This is a genomic window from Cryobacterium sp. TMT2-14, from assembly GCF_004402465.1.
GTDB classification, from domain to species: domain Bacteria; phylum Actinomycetota; class Actinomycetes; order Actinomycetales; family Microbacteriaceae; genus Cryobacterium; species Cryobacterium sandaracinum.
This window is the reverse complement of record NZ_SOFV01000030.1, coordinates 21,926-35,782: the sequence shown is the minus strand read 5'-3', so window position 1 is coordinate 35,782 and position 13,857 is coordinate 21,926. Positions and strand designations below refer to the sequence as shown.

Annotated in this window: 9 protein-coding genes; all 9 read left to right on the top strand. The window is 60.4% G+C overall.

What is annotated here, in order from left to right; translation table 11 throughout:
* The first annotated feature begins 108 nt into the window (after positions 1 to 108).
* The 9 genes from E3O28_RS17025 to pglZ all read left to right on the top strand — a co-directional run bounded on the left by E3O28_RS17025 (position 109) and on the right by pglZ (position 13,849).
* Positions 109 to 405: a hypothetical protein gene (locus E3O28_RS17025; RefSeq protein WP_241973102.1), complete on the top strand. Its 297-nt coding sequence runs from the start codon at positions 109 to 111 to the stop codon at positions 403 to 405.
* Between the two features lie 23 nt (positions 406 to 428).
* Positions 429 to 1,418: a DUF6545 domain-containing protein gene (locus E3O28_RS10885; protein ID WP_241973101.1), complete on the top strand. Its 990-nt coding sequence runs from the start codon at positions 429 to 431 to the stop codon at positions 1,416 to 1,418.
* A gap of 128 nt (positions 1,419 to 1,546) precedes the next feature.
* A complete protein-coding gene (locus tag E3O28_RS10880; protein ID WP_241973100.1) occupies positions 1,547 to 2,587 on the top strand; it encodes an alpha/beta fold hydrolase in 1,041 nt (346 codons plus the stop codon).
* Positions 2,588 to 2,799: 212 nt separating this feature from the next.
* Positions 2,800 to 2,997, top strand: coding sequence for a helix-turn-helix domain-containing protein (locus E3O28_RS10875; RefSeq protein ID WP_134415961.1), 198 nt, complete (start codon positions 2,800 to 2,802; stop codon positions 2,995 to 2,997).
* A gap of 88 nt (positions 2,998 to 3,085) precedes the next feature.
* Entirely contained in the window at positions 3,086 to 3,712 is a 627-nt protein-coding gene (locus E3O28_RS10870; protein WP_241973099.1) for a DUF1819 family protein, read from the top strand.
* Positions 3,709 to 4,320: a DUF1788 domain-containing protein gene (locus tag E3O28_RS10865; RefSeq protein WP_134415957.1), complete on the top strand. Its 612-nt coding sequence runs from the start codon at positions 3,709 to 3,711 to the stop codon at positions 4,318 to 4,320. The genes E3O28_RS10870 and E3O28_RS10865 overlap by 4 nt, the downstream gene beginning before the upstream one ends.
* A gap of 2 nt (positions 4,321 to 4,322) precedes the next feature.
* Positions 4,323 to 7,835, top strand: coding sequence for a BREX system P-loop protein BrxC (gene brxC / locus E3O28_RS10860; RefSeq protein WP_134415956.1), 3,513 nt, complete (start codon positions 4,323 to 4,325; stop codon positions 7,833 to 7,835).
* A gap of 9 nt (positions 7,836 to 7,844) precedes the next feature.
* Complete coding sequence (pglX, locus tag E3O28_RS10855) at positions 7,845 to 11,354, top strand: BREX-1 system adenine-specific DNA-methyltransferase PglX (RefSeq protein WP_134415954.1); 3,510 nt, start codon at positions 7,845 to 7,847, stop codon at positions 11,352 to 11,354.
* Positions 11,351 to 13,849 carry a BREX-1 system phosphatase PglZ type A gene (pglZ, locus tag E3O28_RS10850; RefSeq protein ID WP_134415952.1) on the top strand — a complete coding sequence of 833 codons (2,499 nt, stop codon included), beginning with the start codon at positions 11,351 to 11,353 and terminating at the stop codon, positions 13,847 to 13,849. Before pglX ends, pglZ begins: the two co-directional genes overlap by 4 nt.
* Positions 13,850 to 13,857 lie beyond the last annotated feature (8 nt).

The window sequence follows — 13,857 nt, the reverse complement described above, 5'->3', positions numbered from 1 at the left end:
TCACTTTTGACCAGCTCATCGGCGCAGTAACACCGTCGGCGGCGTCGACTGCGCATAGTTGAACTCGCAGACCTCGGCGATCACGACGGCTTGTGCGCCGTTTGGCTCATGACGCCTGGCGAAGATTTGGTGCTTCACGCGCACAGCGAGTCAGCACTGCATCGGCAGCAGTTCGTGCTGCACGAACTGGCGCACATGATCCTCGGTCACGATTTTGGTGACGATCCCGACGCCCCAGACTTCCTGCTGCCCGACATCCCGCCCAATACCCGGCGACGGCTACTCAGACGTCAAGATTTGGACACCGTCGAGGAAGTCATGGCGGAGACGCTTGCCGATCGTTTTGCCGCGGCGATCCGAGGATCGGCAATGCACCACTCTCGGTACTTGGAGATCTTCGGATGATTTCTCTTTTAGTCTCCGTCCTCATGTGGCTGCTCGTGGGGAGCTTGCTGATGCTGCGGCGGCGGCGTGCCGAGCGCAACATCACCTACGCTGCTCTGACGATCGCGATCGCGATGACGCTGAATATCGACCCGGTCTATCGGATGCTCGACGGGCTAGCTGGCGGCGTCAACGCCGTGACTCTCGTGGCGGATGTTGCGTTAATGTTCGGCCTCTTTTTCCTCGGTCACGCAGTTATGAAGGCCTCCGCGTATCAACCGTGGGCTGTCCGACTCGTGCTGAGCCGGTTCGTGCTCGTAGCCGCACTCATTGCCGCGGTAGTTGCGTTTCTTTTCATCGATCGTGGCGGTACCACTACCAACTTCATGCTTGACCTCGGTGCGCAACCAGCGGCCGCCGCCTACTCGATGATCCAATTTTCCTACTGTGGCATCGTCCTGACCGCTATGGCAGCACTCGCAGCTCGGCAGCTCCGGAGCAGCACAGGCGTCCAGCTGCCACCCCCTGCGTCCCTGCTCGTCGGGAGCATCTTTGGGGTCGTTCTCAGTGTCGTCGTCATCACTATGGATCTCGCCCATGTGGCCAGCAATCTGGAGTTGATGGCGGCCATCTCAGTCGCGTATGGACCAATATTTCTGCTGACTATCTTCTTCCTCTGCCTCGGGTTCGCCGGCCAGCCTGCCGCCCGTGCCCTGCAGGCGCGCGCTCGTGAACGGCGGACCCGGGTGTTCATCAACGAGCTTGGGCCGATCTGGGCCGAAGCAACGAGGGTGCGGCCGGGAATCAGTCATAACAAGCACGTTCCGTTCCACACCGACGAGCCCGAGACGCTTCTCCATCGCCAGGTCGTCGAGATCCGGGACGCGATGATCGACGCGCGGGTTGCGTTTGAGGTCGAGGACCAGGACAGTGAACTCGTGGAGCGCGCCGAACGTCACCTGCTCCGAGCCGGTTCGTCCGACTCAGCACCTATTGATGCGCCGGCGACGGCCAGAAAAGGGCAGCAACGATGAGAGCTGCTTGGGCGGTGGCCGGAGCGGCAGCCGCCGCCGGTGTGGCGCTCGGAGGGCTCGGACTGGTGATCGCGAGACGCCTGACCGCCCCCGCCAGCGGGCGAAGCTACGACCTCACCATTCGAAGCGTGGACAACTCGGGGGAGCGTCCAATCGTTATCCTCGACCGCACGCCGGCCACCGCAGCGCCCGGACTCTACTGCCTCATCCTTGAGAACGGCGGCTGGGTTCGGCTGTCGCACGAAGTCGAGGACCGCGGGCCGGGACTCGTCGGTCGCGAGGCGCTGGGAGAGACGGGGAAAGGCTTGGCTTCCGGCGAGCGAGCATCCTGGAGCGGCATCTTTTTCTCCGGGCCAGCGGATGCTGGCCTAGAGGCCACAGACGTCGAAATACCGACCGAGGTAGGCCAGGCGCCCGCCTGGCTCATTACTCCTGGAGGCACACTGTCTTCCACGTGGGCAATCCATATCCATGGTCTCGGAAGCCCGCGTGCTGGAACGCTTCGCGGCGTTCAAGTCGCCTCGGACGCCGGGTTGACGTCGCTCGTTGTGACCTATCGGAACGACGGTGAAGGTCCTGTCGCGGGGACTGGGAGATCCGAACTCGGCACCGCCGAAGCTGATGATGTGAGGGCGGCCGTGTCCTTCGCTCGCGACAACGGTGCCCGCAGCGTCATCCTCTTCGGATGGTCGATGGGCGCAGCCATCGCACTGCAGCTCGCCGCCGAGCACGAGCTTCACGGAATCGTCGTAGGGCTAGTGCTCGAGTCGCCTGTCCTCGACTGGGTCTCGACAATAAAGGCGAACTGCGCCCGGTCGGGCCTTCCTGAATGGAGTGGCGCGCTCGCTGTGCCGTGGCTCGATTTGCCGCCGTTTGCTCGAGTGACCGGTCTCGCCAGACCCGTTGGTCTGCGCAGTTTCGACTGGATTGCCCGCGCAGGAGAGTTGACGGTGCCGACACTGATTCTTCACGGAACCCTCGACACGTCATCGCCGCTCAAAGCCTCGACCCGCATCAGGGCGCTGCGTCCCGACATGGTCGACCTTGAGACATTCGACGCAGACCACACGATGAGCTGGAACTCGGATCGTGAGCGTTGGAGGGCAGTCGTCTCTGCGTGGCTCGCTTCGCTGGCCGCGACAGCGAAGCCAGCAAGGATCTCAGGGTAGGTCGTATCGGTGCACGTCTCTGTTCTCTCACCAGGCAGCACGCACCGACGTCCGGGCGTCTGGGCAAGTAGACCGATACTAGACGACTCGTTCGCACCGATATCAACAAGAACACCCGGCTACGCCCAGTCATCCCCTACTAAACCCGGTCCACTCCAGTATCATCGGGAACGCTGGCCTACTCGGGTCCGCCACGCAGATGGAGGGCCTTTGTGACCGAGCCTTGGCTGTCCGCAGACGACATCGCCGCCCACCTGGGTGTCACCAAAGACACCGTATACACCTGGATCGCCGAGAAAAACATGCCCGCCCACAAGATCAGCCGTCTGTGGAAATTTCAGGCCAGCGAGGTGGACAAGTGGGTCCGCACTGGCGGTGCAGCAGCGTCAGGAAGCACTGAACCTGACTGAACCTCCGCGCCCCAGACTGCCACCGGCATGGATGTCGGTGGTTCGCTATAGCCTGATCGACTGCCCTAAACCCGGAAGGAGGCACCAGTTGGCGATAGGTACCGACGCGCATGGTCGCTACTCGCTGTCCTTCACTAGTGGGGGACTCCTGGTTCGTGAGGCTGACGAGGTCGCGTCAGTGTACTTGCGTGAGCGCGACTGGGGGAGGGTACGGCAGGTCGCCATCGAGGGAAACCTCCTTCAGGCGCGCACGACCTCATCGAGCGTGCGCGTGACTCGGGAGACGATTCAGCGGCTTAGCGTCTTGGACGACGCCGAGCTGGAGCTCCTCGCTGATTCGAGCCTCACCGAGCGTTGCCACCTAATGTGGGTGGCCGCGTGCCGACGGTACGAGCTGATCGGCGACTTCGCTGAGGAAGTCCTTCGTGAGCGTTATCTGTTACTCACCCCAACGCTCAGTGCTGACCACTTCGATCGGTTCATCACCGGTAAAAGTCTCTGGCATCCCGAACTCGATGAGCTGAAGCCTTCCACGCGAACCAGGCTGCGCCAGAACCTATTCCGGATGATCCAAGAGGCCGGACTGTGCAGCGAAGACGGCGACATCCTTCCAGCCGTACTGTCTGAGCGTGTTCACGACGCGCTGGCTGCTCGCACCCCGAGCGACGTTCGATTCCTCCCGACAAATCTGCCGACCGAGGTGTGCCCGCGATGAAGATCACAGTTGAGCGAAATCTCCACGGAGAGGAGAGCCATGTTTACGACGTGCTGCGCAGCCAGCGGTTCCTCAACATGGAGGGCCTCTCTAAGGAAGTTCCATTCTTTATATACCACTATCCGCCCGCGTTGGCGGTAGACGTGGAGGCCGCCCGCGACCGCGTGATGACCAAGCTCCGCAGCGATGACGGTCTCACTGTCATCGACATCAACCTTTACGACCTCGCGATCAAACTCTTGACCGACCGTGGAGTCTGGCAACGAATCCTGGACCTTGAGCCAACGCAGGACAAGTACGAGTTCCGCGAAACGCTCCAGGGGATGCTCGACCCGCACGACCACCTCGCGCCAGCGATCCGCGAGCAGTTGGCCGAGAACCCGAGTGACATGGTGTTCCTCACCGGCATAGGCGAGGTCTTTCCCTTCATCCGCACCCATACAGTGCTGGAGAACCTGCAAAGCGTCGTGGTCGGCAAACCGATGCTCGCCTGGTTCCCGGGAACGTACGAATTCACCCAGGCAAGCGGTCACCAGCTCCGCGCCCTCAATCTCAGCGCCCGCGACAGCTATTACCGCGCCAAGGACATTCTGGAACAGGAAGCATGACGATGACCCAAATCAACGAGATCTTCGCCAAGAACATCCAGCGCCCAATCGAGGGCGTCATCAAGGCGGACGACACTTCCCAGCTCGGCGTCGAGGTTGAGGAGTACGTCCTCACCAACGAGTCCGCTAAGGGTGTCGAGCATGTGCTTGAGGCATACACGAACTACACCAATGCCAACGGCGTATGGATCTCAGGCTTCTTCGGCTCCGGTAAGTCTCACCTCCTCAAGATGCTCGCCCACCTGCTGGGTGACGTCGATGGGCACGACTACCCGCGCGGCAAGGTGTCCGAGCATTTCCGCTCAAAGGCCGACGACGCGTTCCTCCCGGCCCTGATCGCCAAGTCCGACAGCATTGCGGCCAAGAGCCTGCTGTTCAACATCGATCAGAAGGCCACCCTGATCAGTAAGGATCAGAACGACGCGCTGTTAAAGGTCTTCGTCAAGATCTTTGACGAGTCCCGCGGATACTACGGGAACCAGGGCCACATCGCTCGTTTCGAGAGAGACCTCGATGGTCGCGGGCAGTACGACGTTTTCAAGGACGCATTCGAACGTCTCGCAGGTATCCCATGGTCGCAGGGCCGCGAGCAGAGCGCTCTGGAAGCAGGAAACATCGACAAGGCGTTTGCTGAAGTCAACGGGAGTGCGGGCCCCGAGATCATCCGTCAGTACAGCATGTCGTACTCGGTGTCGATCGAGGACTTTGCGGATGAAGTCGCGGGGTGGCTCGCGCAGCAGCCCGACGGGTTCCGCCTGAATTTCTTCGTCGACGAAGTCGGCCAGTTCATCGGTAGCAACACACAGCTAATGCTGAACCTCCAGACCATCGCCGAGTCGCTGGCCACCAAGTGCAAGGGCCGTGCCTGGATCTTCGTGACCTCGCAGGAAGACATGGAAAAGATCGGCGGCGACCGCACCAAGAGTCAGGCGAATGACTTCTCCAAGATTCAGGCCCGCTTCGCGAACCGTCTCAAGCTCACGAGCCAGGATGTTGAGGAAGTCATCCGCAAGCGTCTCCTCGCCAAGAACGATGCAGGTGGGGCGCAAGTCGCCGGGATCTACGCGGCGGAGCACGCGAACTTCAAGACTCTCTTCGACTTCGTCGATGGCGGGCGCTACCCGAACTACCGCGACGAAGAGCATTTTGTCGGCGCCTACCCATTCGTGAGCTACCAATTCCCTCTGTTCCAAGCCGCCATCGAGGGAATTTCGGATCACAACATTTTCGAAGGCCGTAACAGCTCAGTTGGCGAGCGGTCGATGCTCGGCGTTGTGCAGGAGGTAGCGAGTGCGCTTGCCGACAAGCCATTGGGGCAGCTTGCCTCATTTGACCAGATGTTCGCGGGCATCCGGGCCTCGCTGAAGTCAGCAAACCAACGCGCGATCTTGAACGCCGAAAGCAGCGGCAAACTTAGCGAGCTAGCGATCCGGCTACTCAAGGCGCTCTTCCTCGTCAAGTACGTTGACGGTTTTAAGGCGTCGCCCCGCAACCTCACCGTGCTGGTCTACCACCGCTTCGGCGCCGATTTGACGGCGCTGTCGAAGGACGTGATCGAGGCGCTCGCGGCGCTGGAGGTTCAGACCTACATTCAGCGCAACGGTGATGTGTATGACTACCTCACCAATGAAGAGCAGAAGATCGAGCAGGAGATCAAGAACGTCGACATCGACTCTTCTGAGGTGTCAAAGAAGCTCTCGGATCTACTCACCCAGTCCGTCGTGAAAATGACGAAGGTTGTCTATTCGAAGAACGGCCAGAACTTCCCGATCGGTTACAAGCTCGACGGTCAGTCGATGAGCAAGCAGTACGAGCTGGCATTGCACTTCACCAGTCCCGATACCGAGTTCAGCTTGGAGCAGATTAAGGCGCACAGCGTCGGGCTCGACGAGCTCAGGGTCGTGCTTCCGGGCGACAGCGAGCGGATCCTCGCCGACCTGCGTCTCCAGCTGAAGACCGAAAAGTACATCAAGCGCGCGCACGGCAGCAGTCGCACCTCTATCGAGCAAACCATTCTGCAGGCGAAGGGCACCCAGAACGCCGAGCGCGAGAAGGAGATCGTCGAACGCCTCCGAGCCGCCGTCGGACGCGCAACTCTTGTCCACAACGCCGGAGTTCTCGACGTGTCAGCATCCGAGCCGGTGGGCCGGATCAGCGACGGGTTCCAGCGGGTGATCGCCGCCACGTACACGAACCTTGCCCTGCTGGGCGGCAAGACCTTTAGCGAGCAACAACTCTCAACACTGGTCAATCCGCCCGACGGCGGGCTCATCGACGATGTGGTGAGCCTGCTCACAGTGCCCGGCGAAGATGTGCTCGGCCACTTGGAGATGCGCGGTAAGCGCCATGAGCAGGTCACGATGAAGCACCTGCTCGAGAAGTACACGATCAAGCCCTACGGCTGGGATCAGTGGTCGGTCGCAGCGGCGGTCGCCTACCTCGCGGGCGGGTCCAAAATTGAGATCACGCTCAACGGAAAGCTACTCAAGCGCACCGAGATCACGGGCGCGCTGCGCAATACGCAGAGCTACCCGAACATGGTCATCGCGCCACAGCGGGTGTTTGACCAGAAGACTGTCACCGCGTTCCGCAAGTTCGTCATCGACTTCACCGACAAGGGGGCGATCCCGAAGGACCCGCTGGAACTTGCTCGCACTGGCAAAGAACTCCTCGACAAGAAGCTCGCCGAACTCCAGGGGCTCACCACCGGTTCGCGCTATCCCTTTATCGACCAACTCGACGAACCAGTCAGGTTGCTCGCCGAACTGTGCGACCACACGGCCGAATGGTTCATCACCGAATTTCCCGGGGTGGACGAGCTACTCGATGCCAAGGACAGCGTGATTGATCCGATCAAGCAGTTCCTCAACGGCGCCCAACGAGGAATCTACGACAACGCCACGGCGTTCATGCAGGCAAACCAGTCGAACATCGGCTACCTGCCCGAAGGAGCGACGGATCCTGTCGAGCTGCTGCTCGAAGATCCCAAGGTCTTCCGTGGCGCCAGGATCAGTCAACTCGACACCGCGGTCTCCGCGCTCGATGGTCAGATCGCCGCCATCATTGACGGCCAGCGAGCAGAAGCGACAGAGGAGATCAACGCACGCTGGGACCAGGTTCCCGACAGCAAGGCGTTCTTGAACGCATCCGACTATGCGCAGCGATCGGTCACAAGTAAGGCGCACGCTGTACTTGCCCGGGTGCAGCGTGAAACACAAATTCCGGTCATTCGGAACGTTGCAGCCACGTTCGCCGACACGATCTACCCAGAGATCCTGGACGAACTCATCGCCGCGGCACCGGCGCAGACATTGCCAGAAACACCCAGCGCGGGCGTGGGCACGCACCCCGCACCGGCGCCAGCTCCATCGAAGCAGACCATCGCAATCAAGCGCCTTGCACTGCCGGGAGCCGGCCAGGTGTTGGAGAACGTGGACGACGTCGATCGGTATCTCGACCAGCTCCGCGAGACGCTGCTCTCCACGATCAACGACAACAAGCGCATCGCACTCTAGGAGAGATACATGGACACCAAGCCCTTAGAGCGCTTCGCCACCTGGGCCCGTCGCGAACTCATCAACGCCGTCGACGCCCAAGCAACCGCCGTACTCGCCGTCGGATCCGTCGCGCGCAGCGAACGAAGTGAAGTCGTCAAGAAGCTCGAAGCCGAGATTGGACGCCACGGTCGCCAGCACGTTGTCGACAAGGTCTCCTACGCCTGGTTCAACCGCATCATTGCGTTGCGCTTTATGGACGCCCGCGGCTATACGGATGCCGCGGTCGTCTCACCCGCTCAGGGGCAGGCCCACGGGCAGCCTGAGATCCTCGCCGACGCTAAACGGGGCAACCTCGACACCGACGTCGTGACGAACAGCCGCACGTTCAACGCGATTATCGGCCTTCTCGACGGCACACGTCGCAGCACCGACGCCGAGGGCGAGGCCTACGCGCTGCTCCTCACCGAGTATTGCCGCTACTGGCACAAGCCGATGCCGTTCATGTTCGAGCGCGAGGGCGACTACACCGAGCTGCTTGTGCCGGCGAACTTGCTCGCCGACGACGCGATCCTGGCTCGTGCCCGGGCGGTGCTTACCGAGGGAGTGTGCAAGGACATCGAGGTCATTGGTTGGCTCTACCAGTTCTATATTTCGGAGCGGAAAGCTAAAGTCTTTGAAGGTTTTCGTGCCAAGGGCAGGTCCCGCAAGCTCGCTGGACCAGACGAGATCCCCGCAGCGACTCAGCTCTTCACCCCGCACTGGATCGTCCGCTATCTTGTCGAGAACTCGCTCGGACGACTCTGGATGCTTAATCGCCCTTCCTCACGCCTCGTCGACCAGATGAACTACTACGTCGAATTAGAAGACGGGGAGACCGACTTCCTCAGGGTCACCAAGCCTGAAGACCTGACCGTGATCGACCCGGCCTGTGGATCGGGTCACATGCTTACCTTCGCCTTCGACCTGCTCTACGCGATCTACGAAGAGGAAGGCTATTCGCCGTCCGATATCCCTGGACTGATCCTCGCTCACAACCTCTACGGCACCGAAATCGACCCACGTGCCGGTGCGCTCGCGGCATTCGCCCTAACGATGAAGGCGCGCGCTAAGCAGAGAACCTTCTTCAACAAGCAGGTCCAGCCAAATATCTGTGTGATTGAGCCGTTCTCGTTCGAAAGCGACGAGGTCCAGCTTGTCCTCACCTCAGGTGGGGACAAGCACGAAGAGGTCGCCTTTTGGAACCAGTTCGCCGACGCCGACACATTCGGTTCTTTGATCGAACCAGACCCGGGCGTTACCACCCGGCTAGGTCGTCACCTGGAGGCTCTTGGCGACAGAGACGACATGATCAAAGGCGACGTCATCCATCGGGCCAGTCGGGTATTGCGCCAGGCTGAGTTTCTCGCGCCGAAGTACGCCGTCGTGGTGGCAAACCCGCCTTACATGGGCGGCAAGAACATGTCTCCCGCGCTGGCTGCGTTCGCGAAAGAGCGCTTTCCTCGCTCAAAGACCGACCTCTTCGCGATGTTCATTGAACGGAATCGCAGATTGGCGGAACCCCACGGTTACGTCGCGATGATCACCATGCAGTCGTGGATGTTTCTCTCAAGTTTTGAGGCTCTCAGGGAGAGGATCGTGGACCATTCAGCTGTTCGGGTCGTGGCTCATCTTGGCGCGGGAGCATTCGAGTCCATTGCGGGTGCCGTTGTCTCGACGTGTGCGTTCGTCCTTGCCGCTACGAATGATCAGGCGACGCCGGGAGTTTTTGTCAAGTTGGACGACCTCGTCGGTGAGGCAGCCAAGAACGAAGGCCTACTTCAAGGGGCCGCAGTCGCGGATAGTTCGCTCCGATTTACGTTGAGTGGCAGTCAAGTGGCTCAGATTCCCGGGTGGACCTATAGCTACTGGACGAGTCCCACCCTGCTTGCTGCCTTCGGCGGAGGTAACCGATTGGCAGATATTGCGGACCCGAGGCAAGGGATGGCTACAGCCGACAACGGACGATTCCTGCGCTTCTGGAGCGAAGTCTCAAAGGCACGGCTTGGGCTCGACATCGAAAACAGGAATGATGCAGCCGCGACGGGCCGAAAGTGGTTCCCCTATAACAAGGGCGGTTCGTTTCGGCGCTGGTACGGCAATCAAGAGTATGTCGTGAACTGGGAGCACGACGGACGGGAGCTCATGGCAGAGCGCCCGAAGTCGGTCATTCGCAGCCCCCAGTACTATTTCCACGAATCTGCATCATGGTCCAAGGTGGGCACCGCGGAGCCTGCGTTCCGGTATTTCCCGCCAGGCTTCTTATTCGATGTCGCAGGCACGTCGATATTCACGGAGAGCCGCTCAACGCTCCTGTGCGCGCTCGCATTCGGGAACTCGATCGTGGCGCGCGAGATGCTGCGCGCGTCCGCGGCCTCGATGAACCTGGAGGTAGGCACTATCGCTGAGTTGCCTGTCCGCGTAAGGTCATCCGACGAGATTGAAGCCCTGGTGGGTCAACTCATTGATATCTACCAATCCGATTGGGATCTTGACGAGCGCTCATGGAACTTCACGCGGCCAGCCCTCATAGCAAAATCGGAGTCAAGCCTTCGACTCGCTATTGACAGCGCAATCCGTGCCGGAGAGAAGTGCACTGCGATGGCGCGCGAACTTGAAGAAGACGTTAACAGGCGGTTCATTGACATCTACTGCCTGGACGAAATGCTGGTTCCGGACGTCCCAGTGGAGAGCGTGGCCTTGAACGCGAATTACCTGAGCCGCTTTGGGATCGCTGACCCCGGCTCCTCTCGACAGGCTGCGGCGGCGGCGGCGGTACACGACTTCGTTTCGTACGCCGTCGGCTGCATGTTCGGACGCTACAGCCTCGACGAGTCGGGAATTATCCTCGGCGACCAGGGTGCGACGGTTCAGGGATATCTGGCGAAAGTGCCCACGCCGACATTCATGCCGGATGCAGACAACGTGATTCCGTTCGTCGACGATGGGTGGTTCGAGGACGACATCGTCGAGCGGTTCCGTCAGTTCCTCCGAGCAACGTTCGGAGCGGACAACTTCGAGGAGAACTTGGGGTTCGTGGAGGAGTCGCTGGGGGTGAAGACTCTGCGCGATTACTTCATCACGAAGGCGGGCAAGTCGAAGTTCTACGACGACCACGTGCAGCGCTATAAGAAGCGCCCAATCTACTGGATGTTCTCCAGCCCGAAGGGGTCCTTCAACGCGCTGATCTACATGCACCGCTACACCCTGTCGACGGTGTCGACAGTTCTGAACGAGTACCTGCGCGAGTACCGGGCAAAACTGGAAGTGGCGTTGGTGAATGCCGAGCAGGCTGCTGCGGGTGGCAGTGCGGCGAATGATCTGAAGGAAGCCGACCGGCTCCGCAAGGTGCTCGTGGAGCTGGCGGAGTACGAGCACGACGTGCTCTATCCGCTGGCAACGCAGCAGATCGCGATCGACCTCGACGACGGCGTGAAGGCGAACTATCCGAAGTTCTACCCGGCGTTGAAGAAGATTCCTGGGCTGGAGGCTGCAGAGTGAGCAAAGTGCTTTCAATCAAAGAGCACCTTGCCGCACGGTTCGACCGGCACAGGCTGGTGATCTGGCGTGACCCCGATGGTAGTTACGCCGATGACCTCGACGCGCAGACTCCGTCCGAGGTGACAGCGCTGCGCATCGCGAGCGACGAGTTTGCGATTAAGTACCGGGTGCTTCGGGAGGAGCCTTCAGCGAAGTTCTTGCTATATCGACCTGGTGTCGTGCCCGAGGGGACAGACAACTGGTTGCTCGACTTGGAGTTGGCGTATGGCACCTTTAGCGCCGACCGAGGTGCGCTGATGCGGGCAAATCTCGGTATCACCGCTCCCGGTGCCGACGAGCTGATCTCTGTGCACCAAACGTTCTTCGGCAATGCCAAGTCGGTAGCGAAGCTCAAAGCCCTGCTCCGCGACGGAAATGACCTTGTCACGGTGCAGGCCAAGATGTGCGCCGTCGTGCTTGGGCAGAAGGAACACAGTTTTTCGGAACTCACACGCACGCTCTTGATCCAGCACTCAAGCAACGAGGCTTCCGGCTACGGCGCGCTCGTCGAGCAGGATCTGGCCAACTTCTACTGGGGTGGAGCGGAGAAGATCTACGGCTACGAACCTGATTCGCCGAGCATGGCCGGGTTTGTTCTCTGGATGTTCAAGCAAGCCAAGGATGGTTTCGCCGCGTCGTCGTCGAATGCGGCACGCAACATCGAGATCGACTTCCGCAGTTTCCGCGACAACCGACAGAGCACCAGTGCGTTGAAGACCCTTGCCAAGCAGACCGAGAAGAACCTTGACTACGCCGACGAAGCATCCTCGGCGTCGCTTAGTGATCTTGTCGCCACGGACACCTTCGACGCAGGTGAGATGGAGATCATCCGTCGGCTAATCGACGTTGTCTCTGCCCAGACGATGTCAGCCCGTGACATCGCTGAGACGATTCGAACTCGACGCCGCGACAGCGTGTGGTTCGAAGACTACGCAACGTTGTATGCCGCGCTTGGCGCTGCGGCGGAGCTGCTCCCTGCGGTCAAGGCCGCGCGGCTCGACGTGTCTAGCTTCGATGAGGGCATCACCCACTACCGCGATGATCTTTATCGGATCGATCAGCTGTACCGCCAGTACACGTACGCGGCGCAGACGGCGGAGTTTAAGCAGCCACTCGAGGCGCTAACAGAGCAGGTCGAGAACGCCTACGTTACCGACTTCCTATTCAAGCTCGGCACGAACTGGCAGAGCCACGTCGATGTGGTCGAGCGGTGGAAGTCACCCGCGGTTACCTCGCAGAGCTCGTTCTATAGCCAGTACGTCGCACCGATCGTGCGCGGTGGCCGTAAGAAGGCCGTTGTCGTGATCTCGGATGCGATGCGATACGAGGTGGCCCATGAACTGCACTCACGCATTCGTGGTGAAAACAAGTTCGAAGCCGAAATCGAGGCAATGGTCGGGGTGCTGCCGAGCTACACCCAGCTCGGTATGGCAGCGCTGCTACCGCACGAGACGCTTGCGCATTCCGAAAGCGGCGACCCAGTACTGGTCGACGGCCAGCGCTCGGACGGCACGAACAACCGGAGCAAAATTCTCGCCAGCGTTGGTGGAACTGCCATCCTGGCAAAGGACTTCTTGAAGATGAAACCCGCTGAAAGGCGTGACCTCTACGGGGCGAACCAGGTGCTCTACGTCTATCACGACACAATCGACGCCACCGGTGACAAGGCGGTCTCCGAGCACCGCACATTCAAGGCCGCAGCAGATGCGATTGAGGAACTCGTCGGTATCGTCAAAGCGCTCGCCAGCGCGAACGCGACGAACATCTTCGTCACTGCCGACCATGGGTTCCTCTACCAAGAGAGCAAACTGCCACCGCAGTTCAACCTCACCATCAAGCCGCATGGCGACGCAATCATGGTCGAGAACCGCCGCTACGTGCTCGGGCGTGGGCTCAAGGATGACCCGGCGTTGCGAAAGTTCCTGCCAGAGCAGATCGGACTCGCGAGTGATCTTGAGGTCCAGATCCCGAACTCGATCTGCCGGATCATCAAGCCTGGTGCTGGGTTCCAGTTCGTGCACGGCGGTGCCTCGTTGCAGGAAATCGTGATCCCGGTGATCACGATTAACAAGGGGCGCTCCGACACGGTCGAGCCGGTCAACGTGGACATCCACCCAGAGACCGACAAGATCACGACCGGGCAGGTCGTGGTCAAGCTGTACCAGTCGATGCCGGTTACCGATCAACGCATCGCCCGAAAGCTGCGGGCGGGCCTCTACCTCGGTGACATGCTGATCTCAAACCAGACGGAGCTGCTCTTCGATACCGAGAGCGCCGAAGGGCGTGACCGGTTCCAGAGCGTACGACTGCTGCTGAGCAAGGATGCCGAAGCGGCAAACAACCAGGCTGTGGAGTTCCGTTTGGAGCAGCCGATCTCCGACACCGGGTCCTGGAAGAAGTACAAGAGTGCGCCGTACACAATCAAGCGTTCTTTCACCTCGGACTTCGACTTTTAGGGAATGCT